19 protein-coding genes are annotated in these 18,331 nt (G+C 72.9%); 8 read left to right on the forward strand and 11 right to left on the reverse strand.

Features of this window, described 5'->3' with window-relative positions:
• Positions 1–22: 22 nt before the first annotated feature.
• Complete coding sequence (locus ACQEUX_RS22475) at positions 23–1,603, reverse strand: histidine kinase N-terminal domain-containing protein (RefSeq protein WP_433051704.1); 1,581 nt, start codon at positions 1,601–1,603, stop codon at positions 23–25.
• A gap of 25 nt (positions 1,604–1,628) precedes the next feature.
• The gene (locus ACQEUX_RS22480; RefSeq protein ID WP_433057063.1) at positions 1,629–2,660 is read right to left on the reverse strand and encodes an SIS domain-containing protein; all 1,032 of its coding nucleotides are present in this window, start codon (positions 2,658–2,660) and stop codon (positions 1,629–1,631) included.
• Positions 2,661–2,851: 191 nt separating this feature from the next.
• Here ACQEUX_RS22480 and ACQEUX_RS22485 point away from each other — a divergent pair, with 191 nt between their 5' ends.
• The gene (locus ACQEUX_RS22485) at positions 2,852–4,681 is read left to right on the forward strand and encodes a tetratricopeptide repeat protein (RefSeq protein WP_433051707.1); all 1,830 of its coding nucleotides are present in this window, start codon (positions 2,852–2,854) and stop codon (positions 4,679–4,681) included.
• A gap of 110 nt (positions 4,682–4,791) precedes the next feature.
• On the opposite strand, the gene ACQEUX_RS22490 is transcribed toward ACQEUX_RS22485, so the two are convergent.
• Positions 4,792–6,375: an MDR family MFS transporter gene (locus ACQEUX_RS22490; protein ID WP_433051710.1), complete on the reverse strand. Its 1,584-nt coding sequence runs from the start codon at positions 6,373–6,375 to the stop codon at positions 4,792–4,794.
• 112 nt (positions 6,376–6,487) lie between these two features.
• Between ACQEUX_RS22490 and ACQEUX_RS22495 the strand changes: the two genes are divergently transcribed.
• A complete protein-coding gene (locus ACQEUX_RS22495) occupies positions 6,488–7,087 on the forward strand; it encodes a TetR/AcrR family transcriptional regulator (protein WP_433051713.1) in 600 nt (199 codons plus the stop codon).
• A 12-nt stretch (positions 7,088–7,099) separates the two neighbouring features.
• On the opposite strand, the gene ACQEUX_RS22500 is transcribed toward ACQEUX_RS22495, so the two are convergent.
• Together ACQEUX_RS22500 and ACQEUX_RS22505 are read right to left on the reverse strand one after the other, a co-directional pair.
• Positions 7,100–7,609 (reverse strand): GNAT family N-acetyltransferase, encoded by a 510-nt coding sequence (locus ACQEUX_RS22500; RefSeq protein WP_433051716.1) that lies wholly within the window; start codon positions 7,607–7,609, stop codon positions 7,100–7,102.
• Complete coding sequence (locus ACQEUX_RS22505) at positions 7,606–7,827, reverse strand: biotin/lipoyl-binding carrier protein (protein ID WP_433057065.1); 222 nt, start codon at positions 7,825–7,827, stop codon at positions 7,606–7,608. Before ACQEUX_RS22505 ends, ACQEUX_RS22500 begins: the two co-directional genes overlap by 4 nt.
• A 221-nt stretch (positions 7,828–8,048) precedes the next feature.
• Here ACQEUX_RS22505 and ACQEUX_RS22510 point away from each other — a divergent pair, with 221 nt between their 5' ends.
• Positions 8,049–8,123 carry a 50S ribosomal protein bL37 gene (locus ACQEUX_RS22510; protein WP_369814844.1) on the forward strand — a complete coding sequence of 25 codons (75 nt, stop codon included), beginning with the start codon at positions 8,049–8,051 and terminating at the stop codon, positions 8,121–8,123.
• Positions 8,124–8,245: 122 nt separating this feature from the next.
• Here the strand turns inward: ACQEUX_RS22510 and rsrA are convergent, their stop codons facing one another.
• From rsrA to ACQEUX_RS22535, 5 genes are all read right to left on the reverse strand, one after another.
• Complete coding sequence (gene rsrA, locus ACQEUX_RS22515; protein ID WP_030336658.1) at positions 8,246–8,533, reverse strand: mycothiol system anti-sigma-R factor; 288 nt, start codon at positions 8,531–8,533, stop codon at positions 8,246–8,248.
• Position 8,534: 1 nt separating this feature from the next.
• Complete coding sequence (locus ACQEUX_RS22520; protein WP_433051719.1) at positions 8,535–9,362, reverse strand: sigma-70 family RNA polymerase sigma factor; 828 nt, start codon at positions 9,360–9,362, stop codon at positions 8,535–8,537.
• A 226-nt stretch (positions 9,363–9,588) separates the two neighbouring features.
• Positions 9,589–10,206, reverse strand: a complete 618-nt coding sequence (locus tag ACQEUX_RS22525; RefSeq protein ID WP_433051722.1) for an alpha/beta hydrolase family protein — start codon at positions 10,204–10,206, stop codon at positions 9,589–9,591.
• Positions 10,207–10,257: 51 nt separating this feature from the next.
• On the reverse strand, positions 10,258–10,650 hold the full coding sequence (locus ACQEUX_RS22530) for a WhiB family transcriptional regulator (RefSeq protein ID WP_433051725.1): 393 nt from the start codon (positions 10,648–10,650) through the stop codon (positions 10,258–10,260).
• Positions 10,651–10,846: 196 nt separating this feature from the next.
• Complete coding sequence (locus tag ACQEUX_RS22535) at positions 10,847–11,557, reverse strand: SOS response-associated peptidase (RefSeq protein ID WP_433051728.1); 711 nt, start codon at positions 11,555–11,557, stop codon at positions 10,847–10,849.
• Positions 11,558–11,660: 103 nt separating this feature from the next.
• On the opposite strand from ACQEUX_RS22535, the gene aroA reads away from it, so the two are divergent.
• The 4 genes from aroA to ACQEUX_RS22555 all read left to right on the forward strand — a co-directional run bounded on the left by aroA (position 11,661) and on the right by ACQEUX_RS22555 (position 15,930).
• On the forward strand, positions 11,661–12,962 hold the full coding sequence (gene aroA, locus ACQEUX_RS22540) for a 3-phosphoshikimate 1-carboxyvinyltransferase (protein ID WP_433051731.1): 1,302 nt from the start codon (positions 11,661–11,663) through the stop codon (positions 12,960–12,962).
• Positions 12,963–13,083: 121 nt separating this feature from the next.
• Positions 13,084–14,094 (forward strand): ribosome small subunit-dependent GTPase A, encoded by a 1,011-nt coding sequence (rsgA, locus tag ACQEUX_RS22545; RefSeq protein ID WP_433051734.1) that lies wholly within the window; start codon positions 13,084–13,086, stop codon positions 14,092–14,094.
• Positions 14,095–14,122: 28 nt separating this feature from the next.
• Positions 14,123–14,941 carry a histidinol-phosphatase gene (hisN, locus tag ACQEUX_RS22550; RefSeq protein WP_433051737.1) on the forward strand — a complete coding sequence of 273 codons (819 nt, stop codon included), beginning with the start codon at positions 14,123–14,125 and terminating at the stop codon, positions 14,939–14,941.
• A 59-nt stretch (positions 14,942–15,000) separates the two neighbouring features.
• Positions 15,001–15,930, forward strand: coding sequence for a hypothetical protein (locus tag ACQEUX_RS22555; protein WP_433057067.1), 930 nt, complete (start codon positions 15,001–15,003; stop codon positions 15,928–15,930).
• Here ACQEUX_RS22555 and ACQEUX_RS22560 read toward each other — a convergent pair.
• Positions 15,888–17,087 carry a glycosyltransferase gene (locus ACQEUX_RS22560; protein WP_433051740.1) on the reverse strand — a complete coding sequence of 400 codons (1,200 nt, stop codon included), beginning with the start codon at positions 17,085–17,087 and terminating at the stop codon, positions 15,888–15,890. The two genes, ACQEUX_RS22555 and ACQEUX_RS22560, sit on opposite strands and share 43 nt — an antisense overlap.
• Before the next feature lie 234 nt (positions 17,088–17,321).
• On the opposite strand from ACQEUX_RS22560, the gene ACQEUX_RS22565 reads away from it, so the two are divergent.
• Positions 17,322–18,323: an SDR family oxidoreductase gene (locus ACQEUX_RS22565; RefSeq protein WP_433051743.1), complete on the forward strand. Its 1,002-nt coding sequence runs from the start codon at positions 17,322–17,324 to the stop codon at positions 18,321–18,323.
• Positions 18,324–18,331: the final 8 nt, after the last annotated feature.

Raw genomic sequence — 18,331 nt, forward strand, 5'->3', positions numbered from 1 at the left:
CCCACCCCGCACGGGCGAGCCGTCAGGCTTGGGAGCGGCCGTCCGGGGCACTGCGAGCCAGCGGGACGACCAGCATCGCCTCGGTGCCGCCGTTGGCGCCGGCACGCAGCTCGATGGTGCCCCGCAGCTCCCCGGTGACCAGGGCTCGGACGATCTGGAGGCCGAGCCGGCTGCCGCGTTCGGCGTCGAAGTCCGGCGGCAGCCCACGCCCGTTGTCCGTCACCGAGACGTGCAGCATCTTGCGGAACCGGTGCGCCGAGACCACCACCTCCGGCCGTCCCGACGGGCCGGCCTCCGGAACGATCGCGGGCACGGCGGGCACGGCGTCGAGGTCCGGCTCGTCGGCCGGCGGGAAACCGTGCTCGACGGCGTTGAGCAGCAACTCGTTGAGGACCATCACCAGTGAGGTGGCGATCTCCGCCGGCAGCACACCGAAGCTGCCCCGCCGGCGCATGCCGACGCTCACCTCGGTCGCGGCGACCTCGGTCGCCGCGCTGGCCACCCGGTCGACGATGCCGTCGAACTCGACCGCCTCGTCACTGGACATGGAGAGCGTCTCGTGCACCAGAGCGATCGAGGCGACCCGGCGGACCGATTCCTCCAGAGCGACCCGCGCCTCCGGCATGGCCACCCGCCGGGCCTGCAACCGCAGCAGCGCGGCGACCGTCTGGAGGTTGTTCTTCACCCGGTGGTGGATCTCCCGGATGGTGGCGTCCTTCGTGATCAGCGCTCGGTCCCGGCGACGTACCTCGGTGATGTCCCGGACCAGCACCAGCGCGCCGATCGGCACGCCGGCGGGCATCAGCGGCAGTGCCCGGGTGAGCATCGTGGCACCGCGCGCGTCGATCTCCCGCCGGGGTGGCGCCTCGCCGCGCAGCGCGGCCAGGATGCCGTTCGCCGCCTCGGTGCCGTCCAGCGGGTCGCCGGCCAGCCGGCGGTGCAGCGCGGCCAGGTCCTCGCCCACGAGGTGGGAGGCGTAGCCCAGTCGGCGGTACGCGGACTGCGCGTTCGGGCTGGCGTAGGTGACCTTGCCTCCGGCGTCGAGCCGGACCAGGCCGTCGCCGACCCGAGGAGCGGAGGTGGTCTCGCCCGGGTGCCGCGGCGGCGGGAAGGTGCCGTCCGCGATCATCTGGGCCAGGTCGTCCGCCGTGGTCAGGTAGTTGAGCTCCAACTGGCTGGGCGTCCGCGCGGTGGAGAGATTGGTGTCCCGTCCCACCACCGCGATCACCTCACCGGCCTCCCCCTCGGCGGTACGCAGACGGACCGGGATCGCCTCGTGCCGGGCGGGCACGTCGCCGTACCAGACCGGGTCGCCCTCCCGCCAGATCCGGCCCTGGGAGTACGCCACCCCCAGGTGAGCCACCTCCGGCCCGCCGACGATCCGCCCCACCTGGTCGTCCTGGTACGCGGTGGGCGCGGTGGTCGGGCGGACCTGGGCGACGCAGAGGAAGGTGCCGTCGGCGTCGACCGGCACCCAGAGCAGCAGGTCGGCGAAGGACAGATCGGAGAGCAGTTGCCAGTCGCCCGCGATCCGGTGCAGGTGGTCGATGTCGGCCGGACGGAGATGGGTGTGCTCCTCGGCGAGGTCGCGCAGCGTGGACACGGTGACCAGGGTGCCACGCCGCGCCTCACATCGTCGCGGTGACCTTCTTCAGCCCGCGCGGCGCGTCCGGGTCCTCACCTCGGGTGAGCGCCAGGGCCAGCGCCAACCGCTGCAACGGCAGGATGTCCAGCAGCGGGGCGTACCGCTCGTCGACCTCGGGGACGGCGAGCCGGGTGGCCCCCGGCACGTCGGCGGAGCCGACCACCACGACGTCGGCGCGGCGTTCGCCGAGGCGGGGCAGCACCTCGCCCATCGACCGTCCCCCGGGGCCGGACCCGACCACCGCGAGCACCGGGACCTCCGGGTCGGTCATCGCGAGCGGGCCGTGCAGCAGGTCGGCGCCGGAGAAGGCGAGCGCCGGCAGGTACGAGGTCTCCATCAGCTTCAGCGCGGCCTCCCGGGCGGTGGGGTAGGCGTACCCACGGCCGGTCGTGACCAGTTGGCGGGCGAACCGGTAGCGCGGTGCGAGCTGGGCGGGGGTGCCGTCGGCCAGGGTGCGGGCGGCCAGCTCGGGCAGCTCGGCGAGCGCCTCCCGCTCGGCGGCCGGGAGCACGCCGTCGCCGGCCCGGATCCCCTCCACCAGCATCAGCAGGGCGAGCAGCTCGGCGGTGTACGTCTTGGTGGCGGCCACCGCCCGCTCGTGCCCGGCGGCGATGTCGACGCTCAGCTCGGCCACCTCGACCAGCGGCGACCCTGGCGCGTTGGTCACCGCGAGGGTCAGCGCCCCGGAGGCTCGGGCGGCGCGCAGCACCTCGGCCAGGTCGGGCGAGCCGCCGCTCTGGCTGACCCCGACGACGAGCGCGTCGGACAGGTCGGGGCGGGCGCCGAACAGGGTGACCGCGCTGGGTGAGGCGAGCCCGGCGGGCAGGCCGAGCCGGATCTCGGTCAGGTACGCCCCGTAGAGGGCCGCGTGGTCGGAGGTGCCCCGGGCGGTGAAGACCACGTGCCGTGGGCGGCGTTCGGCGATGACCGCCGCCACCCGGGCGATCTCAGCGGCGTTGGCGGCCGACAGCAGGCGCGCGTAGCCGGCCGGCTGCTCGTCGATGTCGGCGGCCATCCCGACCCCTGCACGTGTCACGGACACCCCTCCCCTTGCGCGGTTACCGCGCGATTCCTGCTCAGTCTTGCACTATTCAACGTATCCGAGCAATCGAACGAGCAGGAGTGCGCAGATGATCACCGAATGATCTCAATATCAACTACGCTTGGGCCTGCTACACCCGGCCTAGCCCGTGACGAGAGGACGACGTGCCCGAGGGAACGGACGACCCCACGCTCTCCGCAACGGAGGAGCTGGCGCTGGCCCGGCTGGCACTGGACGAGGGTGACCTGCACCACGCCGCCGGCCACCTCGCCGGCGCGTTGGCGCGGGCACCCACCCTCCCCGAGGTGCACGAGACGCTGGCCCGACTGGCCGCGGTGAGCGGCGGTGGCCTCGACCTCTTCCCGATCAACCACCACACCTTCGTGGGCGCGGTCGTCGCCCGCGCCCACCTGCTCGCCACCGCCGGCCGCCCCGCCGAAGGGCTGGAGCTGCTGGCCGCGGCGACCGCGTACGCGCCCGGCACCCAGTGGGCCGGCGTTCCGTGGGTCACCGCCCCCGAGTTGGCCGAACGGCTGGACCCGGATCGCATCGCCCGCGTCCTCATGCAGGTCTGCGCCGCGCTGCCCGACCCCGTGCCGCGGATCGGCCGGGGCGCGCTGACGCCGTACCTCACCCTGGCCCGCAACGCGGTCACCGTCCACCCCGAGCACGGTCTGCTGCTCGGCGCGTCGTCCGCGCTGGCCCGGCGTCTCGGCGAGGTCGCGCTGGCGATCCGCTGGGCCACCCGAGGGGTACGCGCACAACGCTCGAAGATGGGCGAGGTCTGGCTCGGGTACGCGTACCGCAGCGCGGGCCGGACCCGGGAGGGCCTCGCGGCCCTCGGTCGGGCCGTCGAGCTGGACCCCGACGACCTGGCGATCTACGCGGACATCGCCGGCACCCTGGCCGAGATCGGCCGGCTGGACGAGGCGCTGGAATGGACCGAGCGGGCGTTGGCCCGTGACCCGTCGTTCGATTGCGCGGTGCACACCGCCCACCGCCTGCGGCACCTGCGCGACGGCGATCTGGCCCACCTGGTCGCGCTCGCCGACTTCGTCCGTGACCACCCCGACGACAGCCACGAGCACGGTGACCTGGCCCAGTGCTGCCGAGGCCGGCCCTGGCTCGGCCAACTGACCCCGGCCGGCGGCCCACTGGTCGACGCGATGCGCGAGGCGGTGGCCAAGGACGACAACGGTCTCGGCAGCGCCGTACGGCTCCCTGCCGCCGCCCCGCCGAGCGCCGTCCGGACGGCGACATCCACCGCCCCCGGGCTGCGGATCGACGTCGCCGGCACGCCGGAGCCGGACCCGCGCGAGCCCCGGCGCGCGTCCGCCCAGCGCTTGTGGCACTACGCGGACACCATCCCCACGCCGGCACTGCCGGCACCCTCGGCGACAGCGGTCGAACGGATCGGGCAGGTCGCACACCCGGCGTGGCCGCACCCGCCGGCGGCGTACGACGCGGCGGTGGGCCTGGCCGGCCTCGACGTGGCCGACCTGCTCGGCCTGCTGGTGCACCCGCCGGCTGCGCCGGCCAACGCGGTGGGTCGACTGCTGGCCGCCCACGATCCGTCGGTCTGGGTCCGTGGCGTGCAGGTGTGGGCCTGCCTGGGGCTGCTGCACCATCGCACCGACGAGCCGTGGGAGGGTTCGACCCGGCGCGGCGTGCTGCTCGACCTGATCTGGGGCGTCGAGGACTGGGTCACCGAGGCAGCGCTGTTCGCCCTGGTCACCGCCGCCTGGGTGGATCCCTCGGTCCGGCCGGACGTGGCCCGGGTGGTGGCGGAGCGGCTCGCGGACGCGGCCGCCGTGGCGCGGGCCCGACCGGTTCCGATCGCCGCCTCGCTGGCCCACCTGGCGCTGGCCGCCCCGGAGCTGGACCCGGCCACCGCGGCCCTGGCCACCGAACTACTCGGCACCCGCGCCCCCGAACTCCCCCGGCCCCGAAACCCGCTACGCCGCCTCTGGCAACGCCTGACCCGCCGCCCCTAACCCCCACCCCACCCCCACCCTCGCGATCTTGCACTTGCTGTCGCCGGTTTGTCGGGAACAGGGCTTATGCCGGGACAGCGATTGCAAGATCGCGGGGGGAGGGTTGTGGCTCAGGCGACCGGGGCTTTGCCGAGAGCGACCTCGGCTTCTTCCTCGGGGGTGGCCTGCGGCGGCGCCTCGTTCGCGGTACGCAGTGGGATCTCCTTGATGAACCAGGCGAGCACCGGGATCACGACGGTGAACAGCACCGCCCAGAGGAACACGTGCGAGATCGCGTCGGAGAGACCATTGAGCACCAGTTCGCGCGCCTGGGCCGGCATTTCCTTGAGCTTCTCCAGGTCCATCCCGGCGCCGGCCTCGCCGCCGAAGGCAGCGCCGCCCGCGGAGTTGGCCAGCCGGTTGGCGAAGATCGCGCCGAACAGCGAGATACCGAACGAGCCGCCGATCGACCGGAAGAAGGTCGCCGCGCCGCTGGCCGCACCGAGGTCCTTCTGCTCCACGCTGTTCTGCGCGATCAGCATCGACGTCTGCATGAGGAAGCCCATGCCGACGCCGAGCACGATCATGTACAGCGAGGACATCAGCTTGCTGGTCTCGGTGTCGAGCAGGGACAGCAGCACCATGCCGACGGTCATCACCACGCCGCCGATGATCGGGTAGGCCCGGTACCTGCCGTTCTTGGTGATCGCCCGGCCGATGACCAGCGAGACGACCAGCATCCCGAACATCAGAGGCAGCAGCAGCAGACCGCTGTTGGTCGCCGACGCACCCTGCACGGTCTGCTGGTAGAGCGGCAGGAAGTTCATCGCGCCGAACATCGCGAAGCCGAGCAGGAAGCCGACCACCGAGATCAGCGCGAAGTTTCGGTTGGCGAAGAGCGCCAGCGGAAGGATCGGCTCCTGGACCCGACGCTCCACCAGGCCGAACGCCACCAACGCGAGCACGGCCAGCACGGCGAGGCCGAGGATCTGCGCCGACGCCCAGTCGTACTCGTTGCCACCCCAGGTGGTGATGAGCACGATCGCGGTGATGCCGACCGAGAGCAGCCCGGCGCCGAGCCAGTCGATCCGGTGCTCGGTGCGGTACTTCGGCAGGTGCATGGTGGTGATCAGTACGAGCAGCGCGACTCCGCCCAACGGCAGGTTCACGTAGAACGCCCAGCGCCAGGAGAGGTGATCGGTGATGAAGCCACCGACCAGCGGGCCGGCGACCATGGCGATGGCCATGATGCCGGCGATCATGCCCTGGTAGCGCCCGCGCTCGCGGGGCGGAACCAGGTCACCGATGATCGCCATCACGCCGACCATGAGGCCGCCGGCGCCGAGGCCCTGCACGGCACGGAAGGCGATGAGCTGGACCATGCCGTCCTGCGCGCCGCCGAGCATCCCCGAGCCGGCCATGCCGCAGAGGGCGGAGCCGACGAGGAAGATGACGACCGAGGTCAGGAAGACGGACTTGCGGCCGTAGAGGTCACCGAGCTTGCCCCAGATCGGGGTGGAGACGGTGGTGCCGAGGACGTACGCGGTGACCACCCAGGTGAAGTGGTTGAGGCCGCCGAACTCGCCGACGATCCGCGGTAGCGCGGTGCTGACGATCATGTTGTCGAGCATCGCGAGCATCATCGCGATCATCAGACCGAAGAGCACGACCCGTATGTTGTTGGGTCGCACGCCGGCCTGGGTTGCCTGAGTCATGGGTAAGCTCCCCCCGAGGATTGCCATACTTACTTGCCGCCCGGCTAGTCACCTTACTAGCCGCACGGTAAGTTGGGTAACGAGCAACGGTCAAGCGAAATGGGGGGCGTGAGTGAGGGAGGGCACAGGCGGCACGCGGGAGCGGATCAAGGCCGTCGCGCTCGAGCTCTTCACCGAGCAGGGGTACGAGAAGACCTCGCTCCGGGAGATCGCCGAGCGCCTCAACGTCACCAAGGCCGCGCTCTACTACCACTTCAAGAGCAAGGACGACATCGTCGCCAGCTTCGTCGAGGACCGACTGGAGCGGATGGACGCGCTGACCGCCTGGGCCGAGACCCAGCCGGCGACCCTGGCCACCCGGCGCGAGCTGATCTCCCGGTACGCCGACACGATGTTCGCCGGCGCACAGCCGTCGGTGATGCGCTTCTTCGAGCAGAACCAGACCGCGCTCAAGAGCCTCGCCGCCGGCCAACAGATGCGCGGCCGGATGATGGAGCTGGCCAACGCGCTCTGCCGGGGCGATGACTCCCCCGCCGCCCAGCTGCGCGCCGCGCTGTCCCTGTTCGCGGTGCACAGCAGCTGGTTCGCGGTCCGCGCCCCGCACATCACCGACGACGAACGCCGCAAGATCGCCTTGGAGGTGGCCGACGAGTTGCTGGCCTCCATCGGCACGGAGCCCGACAGGGGCGTGGCCACGGCCGAGGTGGGCTGACCGGTCGGCGGGTCAGCCGCGCGTCAGCTCCAGCCGCAGACCGAGCAGGTCGACCCCCGCCACCGGCGACCAGTCCTTCTCCGGCGATCGGACGAACCCGAGCCGCTGATAGAGCCGGTGCGCCGAATCGGCCATCCCGGCCCGGACGCAGATCACCACCGCCGCGCAGCCCAACTCGTCGGCGCGGGCGACGCACGCCCCGGCCAGCGCGGCACCGACGCCCCGCCCCTGAGCGCCCGGGTCCACCGCGAGCATCCGGAACTCCGCCTCGCCCGGCCCGGACAGTTCGGCGAACGGGGTGCCCGGCAACACGAAGGTCACCGAGCCGAGGACCGCGTCGGTCACCTCGTCCACCGCGACCAGCACCTCGCCGCTGGCGGCCCGGGTCGACACGTCGGCCAGCACCGCGCCGTACCCGTGTTCGCCCTTGAGCTGGCCGTCCGCCTCGTACGCGGCCACGGTCAGTCGGGCCACCGCCGGGAAGTCCGCCGGCTCGGCACGACGGACCAGCACCCCGCTCAATCGATCACCGCGATCAGGTCGCCGTCCTGCACGACGTCGCCCTCGTGGACGGCGAGCTGCTTGATCACACCATCGGACTCGGCGATGACCGGGATCTCCATCTTCATCGACTCGAGGATCACCAGGGTGTCACCCTCGGACACGGTGTCACCTGCCGTGGCGACGACCTTCCAGACGTTCGCCACCATCTCGGCGCGGATCTCCTCGGCCATGGTCAGGCCCTCCCTTTTCGCGATGTGCCTGCCGACGTATCCAATCATGCGGCGGCCGGCCGTGGGCGCGCAGCGGCGCGGCTGGGATGGCGGGCCCGCCCTGGGGAAGGCGGCGGGTGTCGACCGCACTACCATCAGCGGGTCGGACCCGACGCCGGGCGGCCGGTGGGTGCACCGGCGCCGAGGTCGTGCGCAGGACGGATCCGACCCATCACGAGGAGGTCAGCATGGCGAAGAAGTCCCGGAAGAAGAAGGCCCGCAAGAAGAGCGCCGCCAACCACGGCAAGCGTCCCAACTCCTGAACGGGTCGACGGGCCGGCGGCCCGTCACCGATCAGCTCGACCCGGCCGACGCCGGACAAACCGGTGGCCCGGGTCGATGTCGACCCGGGCCACCGGTGTTGGTCCGTCAGATGCGCCGACGTTCAGTCGGCCAGCTCGCGGGAATCGCTGGTCTCGAAGACCACCAGCTCGGTGAGCTTGACCCGCAGCCGCTCGCGCAGCTCGTCCGGCGCGGTCTCGTTGCCGCAGCAACGAGCCACCAGCGCCCGCACCTCCTGCTCGAGCCCGTACTCGCGCAGGCAGGGCCCGCACTCGTCCAGGTGGTGCCGGATCAGCGAGCGCCGCTCGTCGGCGCACTCCAGATCCAGGTAGAGGTAGACCTCCGCGAGCACCTCGCGGCAATCCGTCTCGTGCGGCTCCCCACAGCTCACGTCACACCTCCCGACCGGCAGCGGCGGCAGTCGAGCCCTTCGATGAGCGGGCCGCACTGAAGCCCCGCTCCCCGGCGTAGCGCTCGAGCAGCTTGCGCAGATTACGACGGCCCCGGTGCAGGCGCGACATCACGGTGCCGATCGGCGTGCCCATGATGTCCGCGACCTCCTTGTACGAGAAGCCCTCGACATCGGTGAGGTAGACGGCCAGGCGGAACTCCTCCGGCAACTGCTGGAGGGCCTCCTTGACGTCGCTGTCCGGCAGCCGGTCCAGTGCCTCGGTCTCAGCGGAACGCAGCCCACTGGAGGTGTGCGACTCGGCCTCGGCGAGCTGCCAGTCGGTGATCTCCTCGGTGGGCGCCTGGATCGGCTGGCGCTGCCGCTTGCGGTAGGAGTTGATGTAGGTGTTGGTCAGGATCCGGTAGAGCCAGGCCTTCAGGTTCGTGCCCTGCTCGAACTGGTGGAAGGCCGCGTACGCCTTCAGGTAGGTCTCCTGGACCAGGTCCTCGGCATCCGCCGGGTTGCGCGTCATCCGCAGCCCAGCAGCGTAGAGCTGATCGACGAATGGCATCGCGTCCCGCTCGAATCGGGCCCTGCGCTCGTCCGTCTTCTCGGTGGTCAACCGCACATCCCCTCGCGTCGGATGCTTTCCCGCCGAGGATACGCGCACGGAACTGCCCGCAGATTCACTTCGGGCTGGTGTGCCCGCGCTCACCGCACCCACCCCACCCGGTCCCGCCGTCGCCGGCCACTCCGGGCCATCCAGCAGCCGCTTCAGCTGCCGGGCGTCCCGCTCATCCCGTTCCAGGCTCCGTGTCTCGGTCGGCACCGGTCACCCCCCTCGCAGAAAAGTCGTCCGGCGGTAGTAACGCAAGATGACCACTGGGGCATTCCGGCCGACCCTCCCGTTCCTGGTCCCGGCCCCGACGGCGGCCGGCGCTGGGACCAGGAAGGGCCTGGGAGGACTGGTATCGCCTGTCCGAATCGGGTCGGCGGCACCATCGGATGCAACGACCCGCGGCCGGCACCGGAAACGGTCGGCCGGGCGAGCCGGGTCAGTCGGCCGCCCAGCCCTGAGCGCGCAGCCAGTCCCGGACCGCGGCCGCGGTGCCGGCCGGGTCCCGCCGCAGATCGTGCGTCTCCCCCGGACGGGTCACCACCCGCACGGCCGGCCCCGGCTCCGGCGTCCCGAACGGGTCCCGGTCACCGTTGACGACGAGCGTCGGGAGGCCGGTGTCCAGTTCGGCGGCCCGGGAGCGTTCCGGCCGCCCGGGCGGGTGCAGCGGAAAGGCCAGCGCGACCACGCCGACGGCGCCCACGGCGCGGGCCGTCCGGCAGGCCACCCGAGCACCGCTGGAACGACCACCGACCAGCACCGTCGGCACGTCGGCGTGCCGGTCCCGCAGCACGGCGAGCACCGCCGTCCAGGCCTCGTCGAGGTGACCGGCCGGCGCCGGCGCACGCCGGCCGGCGACCCGGTAGGGCTGGGTCACCCGGACCACCGCCAGACCGGCCGCGACCGACGCGTCCCGTACCGCGAGCAGGTCGGGGGCGTCGACGCTGCCGCCCGCACCGTGCCCGAGCACGAGCAGAGCGGTGGCCGGGCGGGCCGGCAGGTCGGTGTCGATCCGCGCCGAACCGCGCGGGGTGTCGATCTCGTCGCTGGGCAGCACCGACCCATTCTGCGCCGCCTGGCGGGCGACGGGTGCGGACCGGGCCGCTGATCAGCTCAGCGGGACCAGGGTGAGCAGGCGATCCCGCACCGGCGGGCCGGCGTCGTCGATGGCGTCCGGGTCGGGTTCGACCTCGCCCCGCCACGCGACAAGCATCGCCCGCCGCTCGCGGGGTGTGGTGGCGCCCCACACCCCGTGGCAGTCACCGACGTCGAGAGCCCAGGCCAGGCAGGACCCCTGCACGTCACAACTGCGGCACAGCGCGACGGCGGCGTCCGCCGGTTCGTTCGGTGCCGGAAAGAATGTCTCCGGATCGACGCTCTGACATGTGCCTCTGGTGCGCCACGCATCGTCCTGTCGCCGTTCCCGCACGGCCCGCAGCAGTCGCGGATCTCGCCGCGCCGCAGCCACCTCGTGCGGGCGGGGCATACGCGCCCGTGTCATCCACCCACCTCCCCCGTGGGACCGGCAAGATCGGTAGATGTCGTCCGCCCCGTGCGAATCGACACCCACTACCGGCGCTGTGTTCTATCGCACTTAGCGACACCGGGACAAGGGTCTGCCGGGAACATGACTGAACAGCCAGGAGACGAATCGCGCGCAACCCTGGCAAATCGGCGCTCGACGATGCACATCGGCCTCAGAACAGGGTCAACTCCTGCGGCGTCGTCGCCGGCGCCACCGACACCCGAACGGTCAACTGCGGCCCGTCGTTGCGCACGTCGCCCACCGCCGCCCCCACCGGGCGGATCTCCAACCCGGCCAGCCGCTCCGGAGACGCCGGAATGAGCAGCCGCTCCGGCTCGTCGGTCGGTGCCAGCCACGCCGACCAACGCTCGGGCGGCAGCAGCACCGGCATCCGGTCGTGCACCTCGGCCAGGTCGCCGAGCGCCGCGGTGGTCAGCACGCTGAAGGTGAGCCGGGTGTCGGCCCCGGACTCCCAGACCGACCAGATGCCGGCCAGGGCGAGCACCGAACCGTCGCTCGGGGTCATGTAATACGCCTGCCGCCCGCCGTCGGGCAGGCGGACCCACTCGTACCAGCCGTCGGCCGGGACCAGGCAGCGGCGCCGGGAGAACGACGGGGCGTACGCCCGGCTGGTGGCCACCGTCTCCGCCCGCGCGTTGATCATGCGGGCCGCTCCGGCGGCGGACCGTGACCAGTGCGGCAGCAGACCCCAGCGACCGGCGCAGAGGCTGCGGTGCCCCTCCGAACTGACCCGGACCAGCGGCACCGTGTCGGTCGGCGCGACGTTGTGATCCGGTCGGAGCACGCCGTCGGTGTCGTCGGACGACTCGAACAGCACGCTCAGCTCGCCGGAGCTCCGGGTCGTCGCGTACCTGCCGCACATGGGGCACACGCTAACGCGTGGGAGGCCCGGTCGGCTGTCCCGCCAACCGGGAGTAGGAGCGCCGGTTCCCGCCGCCCACCGGCCGACACGGCAGAATGTAACCGTGGGGAACCTGACAGCGACCCGGCCGCCGCAGCCGTGGACCGCACCAACCGCGTCCGACCCGGTGGCGGCGACGCTGCGCCTGCCCGGCTCCAAATCGATGACCGCCCGCGCCCTGGTGCTCAGCGCGCTGGCCGCCGGCCCGTCGACGCTGGCCGGGCCGCTGCGCGCACGCGACACCGAGTTGATGGCCGCCGGCCTTCGGGCGATGGGCGCGCACGTGTCGATCAGCGACGACGAGCGCTGGCTGGTCCGGCCGCACCCGCTGGTCGGCCCCGCGCACGTGGACGTGGGACTGGCCGGCACCGTGATGCGGTTCGTGCCGCCGGTGGCCGGGCTGGCCGACGGGCAGGTCACCTTCGACGGCGACCCCCAGGCCCGCATCCGGCCGCTCGGGCCGCTGATCGGTGCGCTGCGCTCGCTGGGCGTCCGGATCGACGTCACCGGCGCGGGCAGCCTGCCGCTGACCGTGCTCGGCACCGGGCGGGTCAGCGGGGGCGAGGTGGTGATCGACGCCTCCGCGTCCAGCCAGCTCGTCTCCGGGTTGCTGCTGGCGGCCCCGCGCTTCGACCGGGGCGTCGTGGTGCGGCACGTCGGCCCGCCGGTGCCGTCCGCGCCGCACCTTCGGATGACGGTGCAGATGCTGCGGGCCGCCGGCGCTGCCGTCGACGACACCACCCCCGACGTGTGGACCGTCGAGCCAGGCCCGCTCACCGGGCGCGGCTGGGAGATCGAACCGGACCTTTCCGGTGCGGTGCCGTTCTTCGCCGCCGCCCTGGTCACCGGTGGTGAGGTGACCCTCCAGGGCTGGCCACACAGCAGCGCGCAACCGGTCGAGCAACTCCGCTCGCTGCTGCACCGGATGGGCGGCGAGGTCACCCTCTCCACCAGCGGGCTGACCGTCCGGGGCACCGGCGTGGTGCACGGCCTGACCGCCGACCTCTCCGACGTCAGCGAGCTGACCCCGGCGCTGACCGCGCTCGCCATGCTGGCCGACTCGCCGTCGGTCTTCACCGGCATCGGGCACATCCGTGGCCACGAGACCGACCGGCTGACCGCGCTCGCGCGGGAGTTCGCCGCGCTCGGCGCGGACATCACCGAGGCGCCGGACGGGCTGGAGATCCGACCCCGGCCGCTGCGCGGAGGTGTGTTCCGCACCTACCACGACCACCGGATGGCGCACGCCGCCGCGGTGGCCGGGCTCGCCGTTCCGGGCATCGAGGTGGACGACGTGGGGTGTACCTCCAAGACCATGCCGGAATTCCCGGCACTATGGTCAGCGATGGTGACCGGCAAGAGCTGACGCGAGAAGAGGACAGGTCCTGGCGACCAGACGGCGGGAGTACGACGAGGACGACGTACGGGTTCGGCCCGGGAAGTCGTCGCGCCCGCGTACGCGCACCCGGCCGCAGCACGCCGACGCCGTGGACGGCTTCGTCATCGCCGTCGACCGGGGGCGCTACACCTGCGTGCTGTCCGGTGCCGAGCGCGGCGTGGTCGGGGCCGAGCTGCCCACGGTCACCGCGATGCGGGCCCGCGAGCTCGGCCGCAAGTCGGTGGTGGTCGGTGACCGGGTCAGCCTGGTCGGGGACACGTCCGGCGCGGAGGGCGCCCTCGCCCGGATCGTCCGGATCGCCGAGCGCCGCTCGGTGCTGCGCCGCACCGCCGACGACGACGAGACCACCGCCGAGGGCCGGCTGGAACGGGTGGTGGTCGCCAACGCCGACCAGTTGGTGATCGTCAGCGCGCTGGCCGACCCGCCGCCGCGTACCGGGTTCATCGACCGCTGCCTGGTGGCCGCGTACGACGCCGACGTCGAGCCGCTGCTCTGCCTCACCAAGGCCGACCTGGCCGGGCCGGAGGAGGTGCTGGGGTACTACACCGAGCTGGAGCTGCCGTACGTGCTCAACCGCCCCGACTCCGACCTGGCCGCGCTGCGCGCGCTGCTCAGCGGCCGGGTCTCGGTGCTGGTCGGGCACTCCGGGGTGGGTAAGTCGACGCTGGTCAACCGCCTCGTCCCGGACGCCGCCCGCGCGGTCGGCGTGGTCAGCGCGATCGGCCGTGGCCGGCACACCTCAACCAGCGCGGTGGCGCTGCGGTTGCCGCCGGTGCCCGGCGTCGACACCGACCCCGGCTGGATCATCGACACTCCCGGGATCCGCAGTTTCGGGCTGGCGCACGTCTCGGCCGACAGCCTCCTGCACGGCTTTCCGGACCTGGTCGAGGGCACCGTCGACTGCCCACCCAACTGCCAGCACACGGCCGACGAGGCCGACTGCGGGCTGGACGCCTGGGTGGCCGCCGGCAAGGCCGACCCACGCCGGCTGGCCTCGTACCGCCGGTTGCTCGCCTCCCGGGCCGGTGAGGGTGACTCGCGCGGTGAGAGCGATCAGCGCGGGCCCGGCGAAGGTGACCGGCGCGGGCCCGACGAGTGAGCCGACGGGCGTCGGCTAGGTTGCGGGCATGACCGGGTACGCCGACGACCTCGCCCTCGCCCACCTGCTCGCCGACCGGGCCGACGCCATCGCCACAGCCCGGTTCCGCGCCCTCGATCTGCGGGTCGAGGCGAAGCCCGACCTGACCCCGGTCTCCGACGCGGACACCGCGGTGGAGCGGGAGATCCGCGCCCTGCTGGCCGAACACCGTCCGGCCGACGGGCTGCTCGGTGAGGAGTACGGCGCGGAGCCGTCCACCGACCCGGACGGCCGCCGGTGGATCATCGACCCGATCGACGGCACCAAGAACTTCGTCCGCGGCGTGCCGGTCTGGGCCACCCTGATCGCGCTCTACGACGGCGACCGGCCGGCGGTCGGCGTGGTGTCCGCGCCGGCGCTGGGGCGGCGCTGGTGGGCGAGCGCGGGCGCGGGCGCGTACGCCGGGACGGGCCCCGCCGACGGCGAGCGCATCGGCGTGTCCGCGGTGCGCCGGATCGAGGACGCGAGCTTCTGCTACTCGTCCCTCAACGGGTGGGAGCGCGCCGCGCGGCTCGACGCGATGCTCGACGTGATGCGCGCCAGTTGGCGCAGCCGCGCGTACGGCGACTTCTACGGATACATGCTGTTGGCCGAGGGGGCACTGGACGTGATGGCCGAGCCGGAGTTGTCCCTGTGGGACGTGGCGGCGCTCGTGCCGATCATCACGGAGGCGGGTGGCACGGTCACGGATCTGTCCGGTCGACCGGCCCCGGACGGCACCCCGGGCACCGACAGCAGCGTGGTGGCCACCAACGGTGTGCTGCACGCCGACATCCTCGCCCGGCTCCATCGACCAACCGAGCGCTGACCCCCGGCAACCTCTATCCTCGCCAGGTGGTCTCCTCCGGCTGGTGCTTCCTCGCGGCGATGATCGTCGCGTACGGCTTCGCCAACCTTCTCCAGTCGGTGGCGGCGGCCCGCACCACGGTCCACCACACCTTCGATCCGGGCCTGCTGCTGCGCCTCGCCGGGCACCGGACGTACCTGGTCGGCCTGGGATGCCAGATCGGTGGCTTCGTGCTCGCGTTCCTGGCCCGGCGGGACCTGCCGCTGTTCCTCGTGCAGGCCAGCGTGGCCGCCGGGCTCGGGGTGACCGCCATCCTCGGCGTGCTGGTGCTGAAGTGGCGGCTACCGGCGGCGGAGGTGGTCCTGCTGGCCCTGCTCTTCGCCGGGATCACCGCGCTGGTGCTGTCGGCCCGGCCGGCGCCGTCGCGGCAGCTCGGCACCGCTGGCTCGATCGCCCTGCTGGTGGCGCTCGGCGTCATCGCGGTGCTCGGTGTCTTCGCCGTCCGCCTGCACGGGGCACCTGGTTCGGTGGCTCTCGGCTCACTGGCCGGGCTGGCATTCAGCTCGGCCGCGGTCGCCGCCCGGCCGCTGGCGTCCGCCCCGTCCGCCGAGGCGTTCCTCGCCGACCCGCTGTTCTACCTGCTGATCGCCCATTCGGTCGTCGGTCAGCTCCTGCTCGGCCTGGCCATGCAGCGCGGTTCGACGACCGCCGCGGTCGCCGCGATGGACGCCGCCGGTGCGGTGCCGGCCGCGATCGTCGGCCTGCTGCTGCTCAACGACAAGATCTGGCCGGGCCGGGAGTGGCTGGCCGCGGCCGGCTTCCTGGTCACCCTGGCCGCGGTGATCGGGCTGACCCGGTACGCCGAGCCGCAGCAGCACCGCTCGGTGGCGCGCCGCCGGGACCCGGCCATGATCGGGGCCGGCCGGCCCTCCGGCACCGCACAGTCCGCGGCCGCGTCACAACCCGCTCAGGCCTCGACCGGCTTGCGGCGGCTCACCACCCGCTCGTAGAGGCGCTCCAAGGCGCCGGCGGTGCGCTCCCACGTGTAGCTGCTGCGAACCCGGTCCACCGCGGCGTGCCCGTACGCGAACCGGCCGGCGTTGTCGGCGAGCAGTCGGCGCAGCGAGACGCCGAGTGCCCGCACGTCGCCGGGGGGTACCAGCCGACCGGTGACCTCGTCGACGACGGCGTCCGCCAGGCCGCCCATCGCGTAGCCGATCACCGGCACTCCGCAGGCCATCGCCTCCAGCGAGACCCGCCCCGCCGAGGAGTAGTGCGGCGTGCAGGCGACGACGTCCGCCGACCGGTACCAGGTGGCCATCTGGTCATGCGGCACCGCCCCGACGAGCCGCACCTGGTCGACGACGCCGGCCTGCTCGGCCAGCTCGCGCAGCCGTCGCGCCTCCGCGTGGTTGGCCAGTTGTTCGGCCGGCGGCCCACCGGCGATCACCAGCTCGGCGTCACCGACCAGCCGCATCGCCCGGATCAGGTCCTCCTGGCCGTGGCCGGCGGAGAGCGAGCCCACGGAGAGGATGCGGGGGCGCTGCTCGCGCGGTGCCGCCTCGCCGTCGGGGTGGAACTGCTCGATGTCCACCCCGGCCGGCACCAGGGCGACCGAGCTGCGTTGCAGACCCATCCGGGTCAGCTCGTCGACCTCGTCGTTCGACTGGGCCACGGCGATGTCCACCGCCCGGGTCAGCGCGCGTTCCAGCGTGATCCGCTCCCCGGGCCCGTCGTAGCGGCCGCCCAGGTGCCGCAGCTGCTCGACGCCGAGCGAGTGGAACGTCTGCACCACCGGGATGTCGGTCTCCCGAACGGCGTGCGCGGCGGCCAGGCCACCGACCCAGTAGTGCCCGTGCACCACCTCGGGCCGCCAGGCACCGGCCCACTCGTCGGCCAACCAGCGGCCGAACTCCGTCACGTACGGGATCAGCTCGGCGGTGGGTAGTGGGTTGGGTGGGCCGGCGGGCACCCGGTGCACCTGGTAGCCGTCGACGTCGACCGTCGCCGGCAACCCGGGGTCGTCCCGGCGGTCGTAGAGCCGGACGTCGTGGCCTCGTTCGGCCAGTTCGGCGGCGACCCGTGCGATGTGCTGTCGGGTGCCGACAGGTGGGCCGTCGGCGTGGCGGTAGGAACTGGCGTGCGCGCAGACGAGGCCGACGCGCATGGGTCACCTCCCTGCGATCTTTCCTCGGCGGTGGTCCTCCCGGTCAGAGCGTCCCATTAACCTCGGGACCCGGAGTCGAAACCTGGCAGATCGGGAAGAGTCCCCGCAGGTGCCGCCGACACTTGCGCCACGGCAACCACAAAGCACGGTCGTGGCCACACCTCGCGACGATATTGCGATGATCGACAGGTCCCCGCTGGTATGACCATGCCTGGGCGGGGGTACCGCTCAGGAATGCCGCTGACCCGCAGCCTCGACGATTCGACCGTGGTGATCACCGGCGCGTCCAGCGGGATCGGCACGGCGACCGCGTACGCGCTGGCCCGCCGGGGTGCGGCCGTCGTGCTGGCCGCCCGCAGCGAGCAGGCCCTACGGCAGGTCGCGCAGCGCTGCCGCGAGTTGGGCGGCCGAGCGCTGGTCGTGCCCACCGATGTCACCGATCTGGAGTCGGTGCAGCGGCTGGCCGATCGGGCGGCTGCCGAGTTCGACCGGATCGACGGCTGGGTGAACAACGCCGCGGTGGGCGCCGTGGGTCTGTTCGACGAGATCCCGGTCGCCGAGTTCCGCCGGGTGCTGGAGGTCAACCTGCTCGGGGCGGTGCACGGCATCAAGGCAGCACTGCCGTACCTGGGCGCGGCCGGTGGCGGCGTGCTGGTCAACAACGCCTCGGTGCTGGCCGAGGTGGCGATGCCGTACCAGTCGGCGTACAACGCCGCCAAGCACGGCATCCGCGGGCTGGCCGACACGGTCCGCCAGGAGCTGCGGGTCACCGGTCGGGGTCAGATCTCCGTCTGCACCGTGCTGCCGGCCACCATCGACACCCCGTTCTTTCGGCACGCGGCCAACTACAGCGGTCGGGAACTGGTGCCACCGCCGCCGATCTACCCGCCGGAGGTGGTCGCCGAGACCATCGTCCGGCTGCTGCGCCGGCCCCGCCGCGAGGCGTACGCCGGCGGCGCCGCCCGGCTGCTGGGCCTGCAGTGGCGGCTGGCACCCGCGCTGGTGGAGCGCACCCTCGGCTGGTACGCCCACCGCACCCAGTTCGGTCCGGGCGCCCGGGTGGACAGCAGTGGCAACGTGTTCCACGCCGACGCCCAGGCCCGCCGGGAGGGCGGCTGGCACGGCCGACGGCGCCAGTTGGTGCGGATGACCGCCGCGTTCGGCCTCGCCGCCGCCGGCACCGCGGTCGGCACGATGGCGGCGATCAACCGCAGGTCCCGCTCGGACCGCGGATGACCGGCATC

The sequence above is a fragment of the Micromonospora sp. CA-259024 genome, assembly GCF_050936255.1.
Taxonomy (GTDB): domain Bacteria; phylum Actinomycetota; class Actinomycetes; order Mycobacteriales; family Micromonosporaceae; genus Micromonospora.

What these genes read in the sequence shown, in the direction of transcription:
- ACQEUX_RS22480 (WP_433057063.1), bottom strand. Translation starts at nt 2,660, where the DNA reads ATGGCCGCCGACATCGACGAGCAGCCGGCCGGCTACGCGCGCCTGCTG.
- ACQEUX_RS22555 (WP_433057067.1), top strand. Translation starts at nt 15,001, where the DNA reads ATGATCGTCGCGTACGGCTTCGCCAACCTTCTCCAGTCGGTGGCGGCG.
- ACQEUX_RS22560 (WP_433051740.1), bottom strand. Translation starts at nt 17,087, where the DNA reads ATGCGCGTCGGCCTCGTCTGCGCGCACGCCAGTTCCTACCGCCACGCC.
- ACQEUX_RS22535 (WP_433051728.1), bottom strand. Translation starts at nt 11,557, where the DNA reads ATGTGCGGCAGGTACGCGACGACCCGGAGCTCCGGCGAGCTGAGCGTG.
- ACQEUX_RS22565 (WP_433051743.1), top strand. Translation starts at nt 17,322, where the DNA reads ATGCCGCTGACCCGCAGCCTCGACGATTCGACCGTGGTGATCACCGGC.
- hisN (WP_433051737.1), top strand. Translation starts at nt 14,123, where the DNA reads ATGACCGGGTACGCCGACGACCTCGCCCTCGCCCACCTGCTCGCCGAC.
- ACQEUX_RS22530 (WP_433051725.1), bottom strand. Translation starts at nt 10,650, where the DNA reads ATGACACGGGCGCGTATGCCCCGCCCGCACGAGGTGGCTGCGGCGCGG.
- ACQEUX_RS22490 (WP_433051710.1), bottom strand. Translation starts at nt 6,375, where the DNA reads ATGACTCAGGCAACCCAGGCCGGCGTGCGACCCAACAACATACGGGTC.